At 36.6% G+C, this 21,100-nt stretch carries 12 protein-coding genes and 1 pseudogene; 12 read left to right on the top strand and 1 reads right to left on the bottom strand.

The window, feature by feature from the left end; genetic code table 11:
- Nucleotides 1-27 precede the first annotated feature (27 nt).
- The 5 genes from HCG49_RS17790 (at nucleotide 28) to HCG49_RS17770 (ending at nucleotide 6,041) form a co-directional block, all read left to right on the top strand.
- Nucleotides 28-1,236, top strand: coding sequence for a hypothetical protein (locus HCG49_RS17790; RefSeq protein WP_168470833.1), 1,209 nt, complete (start codon nucleotides 28-30; stop codon nucleotides 1,234-1,236).
- A gap of 111 nt (nucleotides 1,237-1,347) precedes the next feature.
- Nucleotides 1,348-2,520 carry a gliding motility-associated C-terminal domain-containing protein gene (locus HCG49_RS17785; RefSeq protein WP_168470832.1) on the top strand — a complete coding sequence of 391 codons (1,173 nt, stop codon included), beginning with the start codon at nucleotides 1,348-1,350 and terminating at the stop codon, nucleotides 2,518-2,520.
- Between the two features lie 9 nt (nucleotides 2,521-2,529).
- Nucleotides 2,530-3,453 carry a type IX secretion system membrane protein PorP/SprF gene (locus HCG49_RS17780; protein WP_168470831.1) on the top strand — a complete coding sequence of 308 codons (924 nt, stop codon included), beginning with the start codon at nucleotides 2,530-2,532 and terminating at the stop codon, nucleotides 3,451-3,453.
- Nucleotides 3,454-3,471: 18 nt separating this feature from the next.
- Entirely contained in the window at nucleotides 3,472-5,448 is a 1,977-nt protein-coding gene (locus HCG49_RS17775) for an OmpA family protein (protein WP_168470830.1), read from the top strand.
- A gap of 182 nt (nucleotides 5,449-5,630) precedes the next feature.
- A complete protein-coding gene (locus HCG49_RS17770; protein WP_168470829.1) occupies nucleotides 5,631-6,041 on the top strand; it encodes a response regulator in 411 nt (136 codons plus the stop codon).
- Nucleotides 6,042-6,447: 406 nt separating this feature from the next.
- Here the strand turns inward: HCG49_RS17770 and HCG49_RS17765 are convergent, their stop codons facing one another.
- The gene (locus HCG49_RS17765) at nucleotides 6,448-7,005 is read right to left on the bottom strand and encodes an RNA polymerase sigma-70 factor (RefSeq protein WP_168470828.1); all 558 of its coding nucleotides are present in this window, start codon (nucleotides 7,003-7,005) and stop codon (nucleotides 6,448-6,450) included.
- Nucleotides 7,006-7,185: 180 nt separating this feature from the next.
- Here HCG49_RS17765 and HCG49_RS17760 point away from each other — a divergent pair, with 180 nt between their 5' ends.
- The 7 genes and pseudogenes from HCG49_RS17760 to HCG49_RS17730 form a co-directional block, all read left to right on the top strand.
- Nucleotides 7,186-8,325, top strand: coding sequence for a FecR family protein (locus HCG49_RS17760; protein WP_168470827.1), 1,140 nt, complete (start codon nucleotides 7,186-7,188; stop codon nucleotides 8,323-8,325).
- A 149-nt stretch (nucleotides 8,326-8,474) separates the two neighbouring features.
- The gene (locus HCG49_RS17755; protein ID WP_168470826.1) at nucleotides 8,475-11,837 is read left to right on the top strand and encodes a TonB-dependent receptor; all 3,363 of its coding nucleotides are present in this window, start codon (nucleotides 8,475-8,477) and stop codon (nucleotides 11,835-11,837) included.
- 12 nt (nucleotides 11,838-11,849) lie between these two features.
- Entirely contained in the window at nucleotides 11,850-13,325 is a 1,476-nt protein-coding gene (locus HCG49_RS17750; protein WP_168470825.1) for a RagB/SusD family nutrient uptake outer membrane protein, read from the top strand.
- Nucleotides 13,326-13,853: 528 nt separating this feature from the next.
- Entirely contained in the window at nucleotides 13,854-15,440 is a 1,587-nt protein-coding gene (locus tag HCG49_RS17745) for a sulfatase (RefSeq protein ID WP_168470824.1), read from the top strand.
- A 40-nt stretch (nucleotides 15,441-15,480) separates the two neighbouring features.
- A complete protein-coding gene (locus tag HCG49_RS17740) occupies nucleotides 15,481-16,974 on the top strand; it encodes a sulfatase (protein ID WP_168470823.1) in 1,494 nt (497 codons plus the stop codon).
- A gap of 240 nt (nucleotides 16,975-17,214) precedes the next feature.
- Complete coding sequence (locus HCG49_RS17735) at nucleotides 17,215-19,839, top strand: alkaline phosphatase D family protein (protein ID WP_168470822.1); 2,625 nt, start codon at nucleotides 17,215-17,217, stop codon at nucleotides 19,837-19,839.
- Between the two features lie 262 nt (nucleotides 19,840-20,101).
- A pseudogene (locus tag HCG49_RS17730) lies at nucleotides 20,102-21,100 on the top strand (IS256 family transposase); the annotation flags it as partial.

Below are 21,100 nucleotides of genomic sequence, written 5' to 3'. Positions count from 1 at the left end.
GCTTTCAGTCATAAAATACATATCGCTATGAGAAATATAATTTTAACCCTAACACTCGCGTTATCTGGATTAAGTGCAATTGCACAAACTGGAATTGGTACCCCAAACCCAAATCCATCTACACAACTTCATATTGAAGCTGCCGATAAAGGGGTTTTAATTCCACAGGTGGCACTGGAAAGTTTAACCGATGCCACTTCTATAGATGGTGGGAACGTAAATAGCTTATTGGTGTTTAACCCTACTGATGCCAATGGTGTAGCGCCAGGTTATTACTATTGGTTTGAGACGGAGTGGAAGCGTTTAATGCCACAAGGAGATAGTTACGCTAATGTTAAGTATGATGGAACAGACTTTTTTTATATAAATGATTTAGGTGTTGAAACTAAAATTAGCTTAGAAGATTTAGTTCAGAATGCTGAGACCAATACTTTTGTTAGAAAAGCAGAAGCTTTATATGATACTGATGGTAAAGTTACTTCACCAACGGTGTATTATTACTTTTCGGAAGAAGCCATTAAAGATTGGTTGGCTGCAGATGCTGCTAATACGGATATATCAAATATGCCAAATGATGCCTCTGGTGTTATTGCTATTGAAGTTGCTGATGATGTAGCGGCTAATTTTGAGCATATCTTAAATCAAACAATTACTTACCAAGGAGACGATATTAGTATCGAGCAAATAATTATGAATATTTCTGCTGAAGTAGACGGAAATGTGACTTATAAAGAAGTTGGCGGTGAAATGGTTTTCCAATATTTCAATGGGACAGAGTATGTAACCATTAATTTAGAGGAGTGGCTATCCAATAACCAGCTTACCTATGAAGTAGCTGGTGCAGATGGCTATGTGAATGTTACTCCACTAGTAGACGCAAATAACCCTAAGCATACTACCTATGAAGTAGAAGTAAAAGCGGCGATGCCTAAGTTTTTTTATATGCCTACTATTTTGTTTGATACATCTACAAAGGGCGCCAAATCAAAAGATTTGCATGCTGAGTATATAAAGCAATTTACAGGACAAAATACAGGGATTTTTGTCAAAAATCCGAATGCACCTGCTGAAATTCCCCATCTACCATCCGCAGAGGATCTATATTATTATGTGACTGATTATGATGAAACTGTTATTAGTAATGTAAGTATCAGTGATACTGGAGAGATGACTTATGAGGTAATCGCTAATGCCGGACCGTACTCATATATTACTGTAATATTTGTTGTAAAGTAAACTAATTGGAATAGGAAGCGTTCTGCTTTCGAAAATTTAAAAATCTAATACATGCGGTATCTATACTTATTAATATTGCTTAGTGGCTATGCAGTAGCTCAAAATGGCGATATGCATAATAAAGGAGAAGTATATGTTTTCCCAAACACCTTGGTCAGTGTAAAGTCTAGTTTCTTTAATGAACCGACCGCTACGTTTATCAATGATGGTGAGGTTTATTTATACGATGATTTAAAAAATGACGGAATACTAGATTTTATTGAAGATTCTGGATTAACTATATTTAAAGGGTCTCATATACAAAAGATACATGGGTCTCAGCCAATTTACTTTAACGATATTTTATTTCAAAACACCAGTGAAGAGGCTCCATTTCATCTTTATAACCAAATTAATGCGTACGGATTAGTCAATTTTTCCAATGGTATTGTTCATAACGATAATTTGGGGGGCACATTTGTTTTTAGAGAGAAAGCTGCTCATACCAATACTTCAGATTTTAGCCATGTCAACGGTATAGTTGAAAAAATAGGAGATAAAGATTTTATTTATCCTATAGGGGACGGCGGTTATTATCGTTTTGCCGCAGTAAAGACTATCGACACCTTAATCAATTATCAAATTAAATATTATTTAAAAAACTCGGATGATTTATTCCCTCACAATCTTAGATCAGGTATTGTTTCGCTAATTAATAATAAAGAATACTGGACGATCGATCCGACAGGTCCGGAACAAGATATAATGATAAGTCTTTCCTGGAGAGAGGAAACCTCTCAAGAGGAAATTATTGCCGCTCCAAAGGAAGATAATATCCATATCGTCCGCTGGGATGTAGAAACAAATATGTGGGTTGATGAAGGAGGTATCGTCAATATTAATGAAAAAACGGTGACTACAGGTGTTAGTAAATTTGGGGTATTTACTTTAGCAAGAGTCAAAGGAAATGAAAATCTTCCTTGTGAAATTATTGTTTATAATGCTGTTACCCCTAATAATGACGGCGTTAATGATTATTTCCGTATTGATAACACGAATAATACATGCGCCCAAAACTTAAATGTTCAAATCTTCAATAGGTGGGGTGTAAAGGTATTTGAATCCAAAAATTACGGAGTTGAAGGTAATGTCTTTAGAGGTTATTCTGAAGGAAGATCAACCTTAAATAGTGATAATCTATTGCCATCAGGAACTTATTTCTATGTGTTAAATTATGAGTACGAATCCGATAATGGTTTGAAACATCAAAAAAAAGCTGGCTACCTTTTTCTTTCCGGAAATTAATTAAAAATTATGAAAAAAGCTTTATTAAAAATCTGTGGTATCATATGCGTACTACTAAGCAATCTATCAGTCAACGCACAGCAATACTCACAATATACACAATACATGTATAATACCATTAGCTTTAATCCGGCGTATGCAGGTAATCGTGGATCACTTACAGCTATGGCTATTTATCGTAATCAATGGGTTGGTTTAGATGGAGCACCTGAAACGCTAAACTTTTCTATAAATACACCATTAGGAGTAGACCGAGTAGGTTTAGGTTTAGGCGTAACAAGTGATAAAATAGGTCCTTCTTCTGAAAATACCATTTCCACGGATTTTTCATACACGATACAGCTCAATAGTAATAATGTGAAGTTATCATTTGGTCTTAAGGCAGGTATAAATCTATTCGAAATAGATACTGATAAGTTGCTGATCTATGATCCAAATGATCATGATTTAGTTAATAGAAATGTTCTATCACCAGTAGTAGGAACAGGTTTTTATCTACACTCTAATAGGTGGTATCTAGGTTTTTCCTCCCCAAACTTGCTTGAGACCGATCACTATGATGACATTAAAGTCTCAACGGCCAAAGAAAAAATGCATGTATTTTTAACGGCAGGTTATGTTTTTGATCTTAATTCTGACCTTAAATTTAAACCAGCAGTATTAACTAAAGTAGTAGCAGGAGCACCCATTGGTGTAGATTTTTCTGCTAATTTTCTTCTCCAAGAAAGAGTAACTCTTGGAGCAGCATATCGATGGGATGCTGCTGTGAGCGCATTGGCAGGTTTTCAAATCAATGAGAACATTATGATAGGATATTCATATGATTATGATACTACTGAACTCAGTAATTATAATGATGGATCACATGAAATATTTTTACGTTTTGAGTTAGGTACACGGACAAGATATAAAGTTAATCCCCGCTTCTTTTAATCGATTATGTTGAAAAAAATGAATAAAAACAGACAGGACATATTTTTTGCACTCATCCTTTTAATGATTAGTGTTTCGGCATTGTCACAGGAGCGTCAATTGAGAAAAGCAGATAAGGATTATGCTAATTACGGATATCTCAATGCACGAGATGTGTATCTAAAAGTTGCTGAACGGGGCTATGAGTCGCAAGAGCTTTATTTTAAAATAGCAAACTCATATTATTTTAATGCAAAATATGATATGGCATTGGTTTGGTACGAAAAAATCTTTGAACTGGAAGATCATAAACCTGAGGCAGAACTTCTTCTGCGTTATTCGCAAAGCTTAAAAGCGACAGGGCAAATTAAAAAATCTGAATCATACTATGATAAGTTTGTAGAAAAATCAGGAAAATCATTGGAGAGTAAAAAGCTTAACGCCAAGGATTATTTAGAGTTGATAGTAAGCAATTCAGACCGCTATGAGATTGAGAGTCTTGAAGGTGTAAATACCGAACATACTGAATTTGGAAAAACAATATATGATGGCAAGTTATTATTTGCCTCTAACCGTCGAGATGGGGTTCTTGTAAATCGTAGAAGTTCTTGGGATGGTAAGAGTTTTTTTGATATCTACCAGGTGGAAATCGATGATGAAAATAAAGCAACTGGCGAGCCTGAATTGTTGGGAGATGATGTTAATGGTAAGTATCATGAGTCTTCACCAGTCATTACTAGAGATGGTAAAACCATGTACTTTACACGCAATAATTTTAACCCTAATGAGAAAGAGAAGGATGAACATTTAAAAATTTATCGCGCACATTTAGTTGATGGCAAGTGGATTAATATAGAAGACCTACCGATTAATGATGATAGTTACTCTACTGGTCACCCGGCCTTAGATTCATTGGAAACTACACTTTATTTTTCCTCAAATAAGCCAGGAGGATTTGGTCAATCTGATATTTATATGGCATCAATAGACGAAAATGGAGTAATAGGTGAGGCAAAAAACCTCGGTCCAAAAATCAATACAGTAGGAAGGGAGACTTTTCCATTTGTATCCGATACTAATGAACTTTATTTTTCTTCGGATGGTCATTTTGGTTTAGGAGGAATGGATATTTTTTATATTAAAATTGAAGAATCTGGATTTGAAAACTTATTAAATATAGGTAGGCCAATAAATTCTTATGCTGATGATTTTGATTTTGGAATTAATACAAAAACAAAGAATGGTTTCTTTAGTAGTAATAGAGTGCATAAAGAGAAAATAGATCAAAATAAAACAGCCGCAGATGACACAAGAAAATTTATGGCTGATAATATTTATAGTCTACGGGAAGTAAAGCCTATTGGTGACTTTTATAAGGCTAAAATAAATGGACATGTCACAGAAACTGAGAATGATGGACCAGTGGCTAATGCCAAAATCAAACTTTATAATGAAAAGGGAGAGGTAATTGACTCTATATTTTCAGATCTTAAAGGTTTTTATGAAATAGAAACAGATTACTTTTCAGTATATCGTTTAAGAGCATCTAAAAAGGACTATGATACTAATGAAGAAATAAGTATAGCTGAGAAAGCTGAACAAACTATTGATTTTGTTTTACAAAGAAATATATTAGAACTAAACCCTGGAGTTGATATAGCCAAGACTCTTAATATCCAAAATATATTGTTTGATTTCGATCAATCAAAAATTTCCAATACAGCAGAAATAAAACTAGAAAAATTAATTGTGGTTATGGAGGAAAATCCAAACCTAAAGATAAATATTCATTCTCATACCGATAGCCGTGGGAGTGATGAATACAATTTAGCATTATCTCAGAGAAGAGCCGAATCAACAAAAGCTTATCTTGTTAGAAAAGGCATTGAACCCGATCGATTAAAAACGAAAGGTTTTGGTGAATCACAATTAACAAACAGATGTTCTAATAATATTCCTTGTAACCAAGAAGAACATCTTAAAAACAGAAGATCTGAATTTATAGTAGCAGAGTAATAATTATTTTAATCGGATTGTAAAATTCGATTAGAAAGGTCTTTTTAGACTAGCGTGGCACTTTGGTTAAATTGAATATCGTCGTTAGCCTTACAATAAGTGTAACGATCAGCCCAACTAACGCTAACAGTAATTCAGTAAAAACAATCTAAGAAAAAATCAAGAGCTATGCATATCATATTATGAGACAAATGGATTTTAAAAATATTAAGATATTGATTGTTGAAGATAATCCTATATCTAGTTTTATTTCCACTAATCAACTAAAGAAACAAGGATTTGAAAATATCGATGTGGTAGGTAACGGATTAATGGCACTGGAGTATTTGGAAGAAACAACTCCTGATTTGATCTTTTTAGATCTTAATATGCCAGTAATCGATGGTTTTGAATTTTTGAAACTTCAAAAAAGAAAGAGAATCTGTTTAAATACAGCAATTGTGATATTAACCTCCTCAATTTGGCTAGAGGATAAGAAAAGAGTTATCAAATATTCTAATGTAATTGATTTTTTGGTTAAACCACTTGATGGCGTAATGATAAAAGAAGTATTTCAAAAACTTAAAATTGTATCAAGACCATCAACTATGTGAAAAAATGGTTGTTTTAGTTTTATTAAACAGATTAACAGTATTAAAACTTTATTGTTAATCTGCTATACTTCAAATTATAAGAGGAAATCCTAAAAAGAATTTTTATATCATAAAAATGAATTGACTATTATCGTACATTTTGGTTCTACCTCCAATTTAATGGAAAAAGCTAAATTGTGGTGAAAATCACAAATGTTCACAAATTCCTAAAATGGGCATCCGACTCCATCGTAAGAAAAATAAGGGTAACGGACAAGATGGTGCAGCCCTTCCAGGGCCTCCTATGGGGAGCAGTCAAAGCACTGGTGACAAGGTTCGGCTTTTGTATTCATGAAAGTATTTTCCCCAATGGATATATTTTCTCCATAACCATACATAAAGGGTGTTTAAATCCAAACACCAGTACCTATGAAACACAATAATTCACTATACATGTTGAGACTACCAATAGAATGTGTAGCCAGTCCTTGGTTGAATTAGTCCTGAGAAAGGCATAAGCCCTTTTCATCTGTGTTTTTACTGTGTTTATAGAGATATCATTATGCGCTGCTATTTCGGCATAACTCATCCCATCAAGTACATAGGAAATAAATATATCTCTCCGACTCTCAGGTAATTGGTCGAGCAATTCCGGTATTTTATTTTTTTCAATAGGTGTTTCTTCCTCAGTTATTTCTTCGTAGTCATTAATTGGGAGTTGCTGAAGTAGGCGCTGTTGTTTACGTTGTTGTTCTAGATAACGCAAGCTTAGGTTTTTAACAGCTCTGGTAGCATATGCCTTAAAACTATTGGTAATGGTTAACTCATCTTCTTTTTGCCAATAAGAAATAAAAAAGTCCTGAACGATGTCTTTGGCAACTTCATGGTCTTTTACTACACTAAATGAGTACAGGCATAAAAGCGAGTAGTGCTCCTTAAAGAGGCGTTCTGTATTGGATGTATCTGAAGGCGAAGAAAACTTCATAAACGTAACTATAAAGTCTGTTTGGTAAACAAACAAGGTTAAAAAATTGGTTGGTTTAGATTTCGAATATAATGTTTTTGAAGATACTTTAAAATAGATGTTAATATGTTGCGAAAAAAAAGTTAATTCCTTGTCACCCTGAAATAATTTTTTAAGAACATTAGTATAAAGGCTTAATGTATGTCCAGGATAAATCAATTAGAAAAAGTATTAAAAGCGATCAATAGCTCTGGTAGTATTGAAGGGATAGATCTAAAAGTTCTAAGCAATGATGAAAGAGAGCTATTGTTGAAGTTGTATGAGGAAGGTATGGTGGAAGAATCCATAGCTCTTCTTGAAGGCCTGGATACCACAAAGGATTGGAATGCGATAAAAAAACAAATGAACACCCCTAGAAATTCCTTCCGACGGATTCGGCAAACCATTTTTAAGTATGCCGCTGTTTTGCTGGTATGTTCCGTATTGGCAATAGTGTTCACCAAATCCTTAGGTACCGACAGAAATGAGGGGGTACCCGAAAACGCTGTGACCTTGACAATAGGGAATGATGATATAAGGGTTATCAATAATGGTGAGCAACAAGCTATTTTAAATGGCTCGGGGGAAGTCGTAGGTTCACAGCAAGGGAATAGAATCACCTATTCTTCTCAGGTCAAACAAGATGTATTGGTGTACAATGAATTAAAAATCCCACATGGGAAGGTCTTTGAGGTTCAGCTTTCCGATGGTTCATTGGTGCATCTGAATGCAGGCAGTAAAATGCGATATCCAGTAAAGTTTTTAAAAGGACATAAAAGAGAAGTTTTTATAGAGGGGGAAGGGTATTTTCAGGTCGCTGAAGACAAAGAACACCCTTTTATAGTTTATGCCGATGACGTTGCCGTTGAGGTTTTAGGGACTGCTTTTAATGTTGCGAGTTATAAAGACAATAAAGTTATAGAAACAGTTTTGGTAGAAGGTGCAGTTCAGTTGAAGACCCAATCAAATACGGGTCAAGAATTAAACCTTCAGCCTGGTTTTATGGCCAGCTGGAACAAAGCTGATTATTCCTTAAATGTAAAGGAGGTACCTACCGAAAACTATACGGGATGGATCAATGGAGAATTGATTTTTAGGGATATTCCTTTTAAGGATATGGAGAAAAGGCTAGAACGTGCCTTCGATGTCCAAATTGAGAATAACAACCTGATGCTGGCCGAGAAGATATTGAATGCTAGGTTTAATAAAGAGGTAGAAAATATAGAAGTAGTACTCAAGGCCATTAATGCTATTTACCCATTTTCTTATAAGATTTCCGGAAAACAAATTATTATTAAATAACCAACTAAAACCCAAAAAATGTATGAAGTAAAACTTATTGAAAAAGATGTCCTAGGACAAAAAAAACCGGAAAATGTTTAGAGCCATTTCCCGATTTAAGCAATGTGAATTAAAAAATCTGTTCAGAATTAATTAATCTAAGCAAAATTATGAATAAAATTTATCAGTGGGGGTTGCATTACTGGCAAATTCCCAAGATTGACCTTAAATTTAAACTAACCTTATTATTATTGTCTCTTTCCTTGTTCAATATCCATGCTAATCCTTACGCTACGGATCAGGCTTCCAAACTTTCTTTGGAGTTAGAGAACGTTAATATAGTGCGGGCATTACATCAAATAGAGTCGATATCAGAATATAGATTTCTATATGAAAGTAATCAATTGGATTTAGAAAGGAAGGTATCCTTGAGCATAAAAGATAAAGAAATTTCGGATGTTCTTAAACTTATTTTTGACGCTACGAATATTCGATTTAAGATAATTAATAGACAGGTTATACTAACTAAGGGTAATGAGAAACCCTTACCTACAAATGCTGTAAAGCCTAAACCGCAGCAGGGATTTTCAGATGCTCAGTTTCAAGTCTCCGGGACTATCCTAGATACCGATGGGGTTCCTTTACCCGGCGCCAGTGTGGTTGAAAAAGGAACTACAAACGGAACAACAACCGATTTTGATGGCAATTTTTCTATAAATGTAGTCAATGGAGACGCTGTTCTGGTAGTTTCATATGTAGGTTTTGCTACTAAGGAAGTTTCTGTTAAAGGAATGTCTGACCTTAATGTTATGCTGGAGGAGAGCGCAGCAGGGTTAGACGAAGTGATTGTAGTTGCCTATGGAACTGTAAAGAAATCTGATTTGACAGGCGCCGTTACTTCAATTAAAACTGATGATATTAACGCTACACCATCCGCTCGTTTAGATGATGCATTACGAGGAAAAGCCTCAGGGGTTCAGGTTACTCCGACTTCGTCCCAGCCCGGAGCGGCTGCTTCAATAAGAATTCGTGGAACAAACTCAATTTCCGGAAACAGCTCTCCGTTGTTTGTAATTGATGGATTAATAGGTGCAGGTAACTCATCTGATATCAACGTGTTGGATATAGAATCTGTTGAAGTTTTGAAAGATGCTTCGGCTACCGCCCTGTATGGCTCAAGGGGGTCTGCTGGGGTTGTTCTTATTACAACGAAAAGAGGAAAAGCAGGGAAATCCAAATTTACGTATGATGCTTTTACGACCTTTCAATCTCCATCACGATTTATAGATGTGCTTAATGCTTCTGAATTTGCCTCTTGGCAAAATGAAGTACAAGGAAACGAAATATATCCGAATCCAAATGCATTAGGAGAGGGGACTAACTGGCAAGAAGAAGTATATAGAAATGGAGCTCCTATGACTAGTCATACCTTATCTGCATCAGGAGGAAATGAAGATGCACAGTATTTTATTTCGGGAAATTATTTTGATCAAGATGGAATATTTAGAGGCGGTAACCTAAAAAGATATCAGCTACGGTTAAATGGGGATTATCGATTAAATAAAATATTAAAAATCGGAAATTCTGTAACTCTTTCAAGGAGCACTAGCGTGCCAAGAAGCAGTAACATTATAAATATTGCAGGTTGGTTTCCTACTTTACCTGTTATGGATGATAATGGAGAGTACACAATACAAACAGTTAGTGCGGAGTTGAATGCAGAGAATCCTGTTGGTAACGCTGCTAAAAATATTAACTTAAATACTAGGTCTAGAATATTGGGAACCGTCTATGCCCAACTTGAACCACTAAAAGATCTGAGATACAAGATAAACTTTGGTTCCGATCTTTCTTTAGATAAAAGTGAGAACTATGCACCGTCCACATTGTTCAGCCAAATTAATGATAGGGGGACGGCTAGTATTAGCAATTCTGAATATTTAAGTGTACTTATTGAGCAAACATTATCTTATAACAAAACAATCGGTGACCACGATTTAGATGGGCTTTTTGGATATACTAGACAAAGGATTTTTAATTCGGGTAACTCGGTTCAGGTAAAAGGTTTTACGACTGATTATTTTGAGTATAATAACCTTGATGCTGGTTCAGTAAGATCAGGAGCTGGTTCGTTTGCCAATGAATTCGGTGTAGAGTCCTATTTGTTTCGTTTGAATTATGGTTATAAAGGAAAGTATCGGCTAACCTTGAATGGAAGAGTGGATGGGTCTTCTAATTTTGCAACGAACAGTAAATGGGGTACTTTCCCATCTGTTGCTGTTGCATGGAATGCAGGACGGGAGGAATCTATAAAAAATTTACACGTTTTCGACGACCTTAAATTTAGGGTTAGTTATGGTAGGTTAGGCAACCCTGCTTCTGGAGGTACTTCTTTAGCTAGGTTAGGAGCTGGTTTTACTTATTTATATGGAAATAGTGGAGATATTACCAATGGTATTGGATTAAGTCGTTTGGGTAACGACCAACTAAAATTTGAGACTACCGATCAATTTGATTTTGGTATAGATACATCTTTTTTTAATGATAGATTACAGGTTACTTTAGATTATTACCATAAAAAAACTAATGATCTGTTTACAGATGAAGAAATACTATGGTTGACTGGGGTGCCTAATGCTGTAATACCAACTAATTTTGGAACTATCGAAAATCAAGGATTTGAGCTATTTGTGAACTCTATTAATATTGATAAAAACGATTTTAGATGGGACACAAGTTTTAATATATCTACTAATAAAAATAAGGTGGTTTCCATTCCGGATGAAGATGGTAAGTTATTAATTAATTATTTCGGAGGAGTGTTGAATCAGCCATCAGCCGTAATAATGGAAGGGGAGCCAATAGGATCATTTTATGGTTATATTCGTGATGGGATTTGGAATACCCAAGAGGAAATTGAGGCTGCTGGCGTATCAGGCAGAGGAGTGTTCCCAGGTGGTAAGCGTTTTGAAGATATTTCTGGCCCGGACGGCAAACCTGATGGGGTCATTGACGCTTTAGATCAGACAATTATTGGGAGTCCACATCCAGACCTGTTCGGAGGTATTAATAATACGCTCACTTATAAAGGTTTCGAGTTCGCCATGTACTGGTCCTTCGTTTTGGGGAATGATATTTTTAATGAAACAGATTCTCGCATAAATACTGCTTTCGATAATAACGTTAGTGCCATGTTTGCTAATCGTTGGACTCCAGATAATACAGAAAGTAATATTCCTTCGGTAAGAGGCGCCTTTAGAACAGAGATTGTTCCAGAGAGTGGTATAATTGAAGATGGCTCTTTCCTTCGTTTAAGAAATATTAGTTTAAGCTATAATATCCCTTCTAAATTTTTGTCGGTTATTCAAAAGGCCAAAGTTTATGTTAGTGGTACAAATTTATTATTATTTGATAACTATAGCGGCTATGACCCTGAAGTTAATAGAGGAAACGACAATGCACGAAGAGGATATGATCAGGCCCAAGACCCTGCTGTTCGTTCGTGTACATTTGGCCTAAGTTTGACATTTTAAATTAGATATAACATGAAAAACCTAATATATATAATTCTATTGGCAGGTATAACATTAGTATCCTGCGATGATATAATTACAGAAAAACCTATTGACTTTCTAGTTCCTGGGAGTTTTCCCGCCAACGAACAAGATGCTTTGGCAGCAACGACGGCAGCCTATACTAGGCTACATAACAGTATTATATCTTTTTATTATGGATTTACGCCAAGTGATATTGCTTTTCAAGGACAACATAATATGAGGCCTATATCATGGTTTTTGGATCTTAATGATAATAATGGTGATGCTACGGCATTATGGCAATCTAATTATCAGGGGATAGCGCTCGCTAATACTGTCATTGAATATGTGCCGAATGTACCTATGAATGATCAGAATCTTAAGGAACGCCTTATTGCTGAAGCCAAGTTTTTACGAGCTTTTTATTATTTTGAATTGGTACGGGTCTACGGAGAAGTTCCAATTCTTACCGAAGTGATAAGTAATACGGATGAACTGATAGGAATAACCAGGAATTCAGTTGAAGAGGTATATGCTTTAATTGAGCAAGATCTCATTGAAGCCCTATCAATTTTACCAAGTGAATATGACGCGGAAGAAAAGGGGCGCGCTACGAAATGGTCTGCCACTGCACTTCTTGCAAAGGTACATCTAACACAAGGAGAATGGTTGGAAGCAAATACAAGGGCAGAAGAAGTAATTGCTTCAGGAATGTTTGGATTGGTAGCAGACTACAATAGTTTGTGGAGTCAAAATGCAGAATATGTTCTAATGCCCGATAAAAATGGGGTTTTAGTAAACGAGAATGTTTTTGATATACAGTTTGAACAGGATGAACGTAACGATTATAAACAGAGTTGGGTAGGTTCTAGAGATACAGAAATAGTGGGTGCTACAAATGCCGTAGGTGGCGGATGGGAAAACATGTTGCCGACTACAACTTATTTGAATATGTTCGAGGATGGAGATCTTAGAAAGGAAATAAGTTATATTACCGAACTTGATGGAAATGTTCTTGAGTCACCAAGAACACCTGGTGCGGGGCCAATTACAGGTAAATATCTTAATATAGACGGAGATGCTCCAAAGACTAATAATGGAAGCCAAAATACGTATGTAATAAGATACTCTGACGTGCTTTTAATGCGGGCTGAGGCAGAAAATGAATTAAACGGACCTACAAACGCATATCCTTTTATCAATTTGGTTCGTGAACGGGCAGGACTGTCTCCTTTATTTGGTTTAGATCAAACGTCGTTCCGATTGGCACTACGCAAAGAACGTGCAACAGAACTTGGTTTTGAAGGACACCGTAAGTATGATTTACTTAGATGGGGTGTTTTTGTGGAGACTGTTAGAAGTGCTTCTGATCCTCATTTAGCGGTTCCAGCATCTAATATTCAAAATCACCATATTTTGTTGCCTGTGCCAGCTAGAGAACGCGAAATTTCAGAAGGCAGCCTTTCACAAAACCCGGGATATTAATTTTCTTATTAAGAATTACTAAAGAAGATGGAAAATCATGGTTCATGCCAAGGTTTTCCATCTTGTAAGCTCTAAAATATACTGATTAACATTCTTCCTACGAGGGGAGTTTTTTGGCGTACGATTGCTTTAGTAGCTAATAACTAGCTTAATAGACTTTGTTTGTATAAGCCCATAAGAATCCTACTGTTTTTTAATCAAAGAATCTTTTTATCATTCTAGAAATACAATCAAATAAAAAAAAACATGTGCATTGAATTTTTAGGAGAACCACAGTCAAATGGAACGTATATTCTAGATATGTAAGGAGACAATACATTATATGTTAGGAGGTATAAATTGCATTGAAGTTATTTTTTAGAGTGAAAAGTGCTTACATTTTGGAATATGATTCCCAAGCTATGAAAGTAAGGCGGGGTAGGAGAAGGTATATGATCCAATGCAATTAAAAGAGGCGATTAGAACAAAGGTTTAATAGTAGTTAAAAAGAATGCCTTTACAATTTTATATTATTAACAACATATTAAAATGAAACGTTTAAAATTTATTGTTCTTTTAATAATTTTCACTGCCTGTAAGGAGAATAATAGGAAAATTGAAAAAGATGAAAGGAAACCGAATATTGTTTTTATTCTTGTCGATGACTTAGGTCTAAATGATTTAAGTGTTACGGGAAGTAAATTTTATGAGACCCCAAATGTCGATAGGATAGCAGAAGAAGGGTTCATTTTTAATCAAGGATACGCAGCTAGTAGAGTATGTAGTCCTTCAAGGGCAAGTATAATGACTGGAAAATTTACTGCCCGTCATGGTATTACCGATTGGATTGGTGCTGCATCGGGTACCGCGTGGCGTGAACTTAAAAGGTTCGATAAACTACTTCCTTCAGAGTATGTACATAGCCTTCCCAAAAACGATGTTACCATAGCAGAGGCATTGAAGACTGCCGGTTATAAAACATTTTTTGCTGGGAAATGGCATTTAGGGGGTGAAGGTTCATATCCGGAAGATCATGGGTTTGAGGTAAATAAAGGCGGATGGGACAAAGGAAGTCCAATGGGTGGATTTTTTTCGCCTTGGGACAATCCAAAATTACCTAACAAAGTTAAGGGAGAGAATCTGACGATGCGCTTAGGTAAGGAAACAGCTAATTTTATTAAGGAACACAAAGGCTCTCCTTTTTTCGCTTTTCTTTCGTTTTATGCTGTTCATGGCCCAATCCAGACTACAAGTGAAAAGTGGCAAAAATATAGAAACAAGGCTGAGGCTCTGGGTATTGCCGAGAATGGATATAAAATGGAACGGGTTTTACCGATTCGGCAAGTTCAGGATAATCCTATTTATGCAGGACTTGTTGAAAGCATGGATGACGCAGTTGGAATTGTCCTAGAGGCGTTAAAAGAAGTTGGACTAGAGGAAAATACCATAGTAGTTTTTACATCGGATAATGGGGGAGTGGCCTCTGGTGATGCATTCTCTACTTCAAATCTTCCTTTACGAGGAGGTAAAGGTTATCAATGGGAAGGGGGGATACGGGAACCATATTTTATAAAAGTACCTTGGCTAAATAACAGAGGGGCAAAAAGTGATTTCCCTGTTACGGGAACGGATTTCTACCCAACACTTTTAGATTTGGTAAATTTAGATTTGATGCCAGAACAGCATATGGATGGTATAAGTCTCAAACCCATTTTAGAAGGTCGGGAATTGGATATCCAAAGACCTCTAATTTGGCACTATCCTCATTATGGAAACCAAGGAGGTAACCCCTCTTCTATAATTAGAGAGAAAGACTGGAAGCTCATCTATTATTGGGAGGATGGAAATGAAGAGCTGTATAATCTAGCGACTGATATTGAAGAACAATTCAATGTTATAGCCGATAATTCGGATGTTGCAAATAATCTTAGCAAAAAGCTTCTTGATTGGCTCGATGAGGTAGATGCGAATATACCGATTAAAGACCCTGAATTTGATGCAAAACTTGCAGAAAAACGATATAAAAGTAGTTTAAAAGAAACAATGCCTGCCTTGGAAGCAGAACGATTGGAATTTTTATCGAAGGATTTTAATCCTAGTAATGATTGGTGGGGAAGTAAAATAACCAACGATTAAAGCTTCTTTAAATAAACCTAACAAATAAAAAAGAAAATAAATGAAGATGTTAATTTCATTGGTACTGATTATAAGTATATCAGTAGGCTGTAAAAGAATAAAACATAACCAAGCTGATAGCCAGGTATTAAAAGATAAAAAGAACGTTGTTTTTATATTAGTGGATGATATGGGATGGACTGATTTGGCATCCTATGGTAGTACATTTTATGAATCACCAAATATAGATAGACTTGCAGGACAAGGGATTGTATTCACTAGTGCCTATACCCCAAATCCAGTTTGTTCTCCAACTAGAGCAGCAATTTTAACAGGAAGATATCCTTCAAGAATTGGTATTACCGATTGGATACCAGGTAGAGATCCAAAAGATAGGCCTCTATTAGGACCAGAAGATTTATATGAACTTCCATTGGAAGAGGTTACGTTTGCTGAAACCCTTAAGGAGGAAGGATACAAAACATTTTTTGCAGGAAAGTGGCATCTGGGAGATGATAACTTTTTACCTGAAGATCAAGGTTTTGATATTAACAAAGGTGGTCACCATAAAGGAAGCCCTCCAGGCGGATATTATTCTCCTTATAACAATCCTAAATTGACAGATGGTTTGGAGGGTGAATATCTTACGGACAGACTTACTAATGAATCTATTAGTTTTTTGGAGAAAAATAAAGATGACCCTTTCTTATTGTATCTGTCCTTTTATACAGTCCATACGCCCATAGAAGCAAACAAAAAACATATAGCAAAATTTAAGGCAAAACAGAAAAAATTAAAAGATAGTATTGCCATCTTGGAAAAAGAAGGCTCTGGTCAGACATTAGTAAATCAATATAATCCTGAGTATGCTTCAATGATATATTCTTTAGATGAGAATGTAGGCAGGCTTATGAAAACATTGGAAACCTTAAATTTAATGGAGGAAACTTTAATTATTTTTACTTCTGATAATGGCGGCTTGTCTACATTGGATAACAATATAAATTTTTCTTCTGAGAATTTTGGATTGTCTACATCGAAGAACAATGTAATTCCACCAACGAGTGTTAAGCCTCTGAGGGCAGGCAAGGGCTGGGTTTATGAAGGAGGAATTAGAGTTCCTTTGATTATAAAAAAACCTGGTTCACAGGAGCATAAAACTATTAATGCTCCTGTAATGAGTATGGATTTATTTCCAACTATTTTAGATATTTTGGATTTACCACAAAAACCTGAACTTCATAAAGATGGTTTGAGCATGAATCCTTTAATGAATAATGAGGAAACAGAACTACACAAAGTTTTGTTTTGGGATTACCCACATTATCATGGTAGTGGTTGGGTACCTGGACAAGCCGTTAGAAAAGATGATTGGAAACTCGTCTATTTTTTTGAAAATGATGTGTATGAATTGTATAATCTAAAATTAGATATTTCCGAAAAAAACAACTTGGCTAATAATTATCCTGAAAAGTTGGAAGAGTTGAAAGCTGAACTAAGAATTTTAAATAAAACACTCAACACTAAGAAACCAAAAACGAATCCATTATATTAATACGTTTTATAAAAGGAAAAAAGTGAAGTTAATTTGATTGTTGTTTTAATAGCAAAAGGAACAATGCATATCTGTTGTTACTTTTTTTCTTAAGCAAACTTTTCACGGTTCTTAATAAAACTTCGATAAAAAGATAATTTGAACTAAAATAAGTTATAATAAGGGGAAATAAAGGAAACTTGATATAGGCATTGGAATTAAAGTATAAAATGGATTTTTAGTAATCCCATGAATGAAAAGATGGACAGAAGAAAATATATAAAAACAATTGCCTTGGGAGCATTTATACCTAGTTTCTCAGTGGCAGCGTTCCCTACCAACCTATTAAGCCGTTCTTTAAATCTAAAAGCCATAAACTTTAAGAGCAACTGGGAAAATTGGCCCGATATGAAGTGGATCGGTCCCCAATATTGGGGAAATAGGCTACAAGACTGGAGACTGAAGAACGGTATGGCCATTTGTGGGATTACAGGATCCAATAGGCACCTTCAATTATTGACACTACAAAAAACGAAAGGTCTATCTAGCTTTAAAGTTAGTGTAGACATGGTTATGCTCCATAAAAGTTTAAGGTCGCACGATAAAGGTTGTTTTGGGATTAGATTGGGGGCAAAAGGACCGTTCGAGGATTATAGGTCAGCCGCTGTTTTTGGAAAAGGATTGGATTTAGGTTTTATACCGAACGGAAAATTTAAAGTAGGAGAACAGCTATTGGATACAGGTTTGAGAAAAATACCCAAGTCGTGTAGGTTGGAAGCTTATTTAAAGGCCCTTGAAAATGATTATTCGTTAAGGATATCAGTTTCCGATTTGGAAACAGGTGAACTCCTTTTTTCCAAAGAAAACATATCAGTGAACGCCGAGGATGTGCAAGGAAATTTTGCTTTACTGGCAGATGCTAAAGTTGAAGCTGATCGTGAATCGGATTCTTCAGTTGGTTTTGCCAATTGGAGCATTTCTGGGGATAACCTTTATGTAAATGAGGAACAATTGTTCGGACCTATTTATTTTGCACAATATACATTGAGCGGTGGCAAATTGAAACTTACAGCTCAATTAGCACCGATCGAGCAAATTGACGGGCATAAAGTATCTCTGCAATTCAAAGAAGATGGCATTTGGAAGACAAAAGACACATCATATATAGAACATTTGGGCAGGGCAATAAATTTTGTGATCACCGATTGGAAGCATGGCAAGGATGTTTCATATCGTTTGTTGGTAGAAATTCCTTTACAAAACGAAATACATCATTATACTTATGAAGGAACTATAGCTAGTGAGCCTATGGAAAAGGACCTCCTAAAGACAGCTGTATTCAGTTGTAATTTTGATTATGGATTTCCGGATAATGATGTCCATGAAAATGTTTCAAAATTGGACCCTGATGTAGTCCTTTTTCTAGGAGATCAATTTTATGAAGCAACGGGAGGCTTCGGGATTCAAAAGACAGGTAATTTGGATGACATGTGTTTGGATTATTTACGAAAATGGGCCATGTTTGGTTGGTCCTATCGTGAGCTGTTCAGGCATAAGCCCTGTGCCATAATACCCGACGATCACGATGTATATCACGGTAACGTATGGGGCGAGGGTGGTGCCAAAGCGGATGTCGAAAATGGATTTGGAGCCGATGCACAAGATTCAGGAGGGTATAAAATGCCCGCAGAATGGGTAAACATGGTACAATTTACACAGACAAGCCATTTGCCAGATCCCTTTGACCCGACACCTGTAAAACAGAATATAGGGGTTTATTACACCCATTGGAATTACGGAGGCATAAGTTTTGCCATCCTAGAAGATCGAAAATTTAAATCGGCCCCCAAAAGGGTGTTGCCCAAAGAGGCTAAGGTATGGAACGGATTTATAACTAATCCTGATTTCGACATCAAAAAACATAGGAACCTGGAAGCAGAGTTATTAGGAGAAAGACAACATAAATTTCTTGATCATTGGGCCCAAGATTGGAGCCGTGGCATTGAAATGAAAGTGGTGCTTTCACAGACTAATTTTGCCACAGTAGCCACGCTTCCCAAAGGAACACGAACAGATGAGGTGGTACCTTCCCTAAATATTCCTAAAAAAGGAGAATATATAATCGGGGATTGGCCTACGGTCGATATGGATTCCAATGGATGGCCCTCCAACAAAAGGGACAGGGCAGTGGAGCAGATACGCAAGTGCTTCGCTTTTCATATTGCCGGGGACCAACATTTGGGAAGTTTTATTCGATATGGAATCGATGAATACGGGGACAGTGGGTATGCCTTTGCAGGGCCCGCACTTAATAATATATGGCCAAGAAGATTTTGGCCGGCCGATGCCAATATTGCCGAACATAGCTATGAAAATCCAGCTTATGTTGGGAATCATATCGATGGTTTTGGCAATAAAATGACTGTCTTAGCGGTAGCCAACCCTCATGAAACAGGGTTACAGCCTAAAATAATACACGATAGGGCTACCGGATATGGTCTAGTTACCTTTAATAAGAAAGAAAGGACTATTAAAACGGAATGTTGGTCCCGATTTATGGATCCTAGCGAAGAAAGTGAGGAACAAAACCCGGGTTGGCCCATTACTATAAAGGAAACGGATAATTACGGAAGAAAGGCTGTTGCCTGGTTGCCTGAGATTAAAATTGTTGGAGATCACAAACCTGTTATAAAAATTTTTGAAGCCAATGATGATTTGGTTTATGCCCTTAGAATGGCAACTGAATCATTTAAACCTAAGGTGTTCAGTATGGGGATTTACAAGATCGTGGTAGAAGTACCCGAAATCGGTTTTGAAAAAATATTTTTAAATGTAAAAGCTAAAACTAATATGAATAAATCTATTCAGATCAAATTGGAGAACTAATGAAATTGTACACCCTTTTATCGGGGGGGGGGGAATAATTATGCCAAGAGTTCAAAAACTCAGAATAGTCGATTGAGTTACTATTCATAATAGTAAGTGTTTAAAATTATGAGCAGGAAACACACAATGAGTGTGGAGTAAAAGGTTTAAGATCAGGTTAACGCCTTTTTGGGACTATCTCATAAAGTGTGTAAATAGAAAAATAACGGGGGCCGGCCCCGTTATTTTTTTGTTTAATTTTAATTTTTGCACTTTATGAAACGAAGAATTATTTGATGACGATTTCCTTAAACAGTTTAAGACAGGTGATGAGCTTACGAGTTTTCTTAAGGGGATCCAAAAGAGGGGCATTTAGAAAATGCTCGAAGGTGGGCTAGATGGTCACTTTGATTACAAATAAACACCAGAAGTCCAATGGTGGAAATATTCGCAATGGACACACCAGGAAGAAGGCATGAACTTCATTTGGGAAATCCGAGATCTTGGTCCCTAAGGACAGGGAGGCTTTCTTCAAGCCTATGATAGACCCCTAGCGGGGCAGTATCGTTGATGAGGTCGAGAACGTCATCGGATCGCTCTATGCCAAGGGAATGAGTAATAGCTATGTGTAAGAGCGGTTCCGTAAGGTCTATAGTTTTTAGGTATCCAATTCCAAAATATTCAGGATCACCGAAAAAATATCGGATGATTTAGCCATTTGGAGTCTGTCTACCTCATTGTCTGGATGGACGGTATCGTCTTCAAGGTACGCGAGAACTCCAAGGTCATCAACAAAACGGTATACATAGCCGTCGGTCTGCGCCGTGACGGAAAAAAGGAAGTGCTGGGCCTATGGTTGGGCAAGAACGAGTCCGCAGCTTTCTGGATGAGCGTACTGACCGACATCAGGGCCCGTGGAACCGAGGACATCCTGATTACCGCGACCGATAACCTTAACGGGTTTACGGATACCATCAAGAATGTGTTCCCGAATCCAAGACCCAGATCTGTGTGGTCCATCAGATCCGCAATGCGTGCAGGTACGTCGTATGGAAGGACAAGAAGGCCTTCACCGCGGACATGAAGCATATATATAACGCCCCAACCAAGAGGCTGCCAAGATGGTCCTGGAGGATTTTGCCCAGAAATGGGACGACAAATACTCCTATGCCATTAAGAGCTGGAGGGACAACTGGGAAGAGCTCACGGTATTCTTTGAGTTCCCGATAGAGATCAGGAAAATAATCTATACTACCAACCTGATCGAGAACCTGAACGGGAA

This window comes from Arenibacter sp. 6A1, assembly GCF_012272855.1.
In the GTDB taxonomy this organism is placed as follows: Bacteria; Bacteroidota; Bacteroidia; order Flavobacteriales; family Flavobacteriaceae; genus Arenibacter.
The sequence above is the reverse complement of the archived record's forward strand: the minus strand, read 5'-3'. Positions and strand labels throughout refer to the sequence as shown.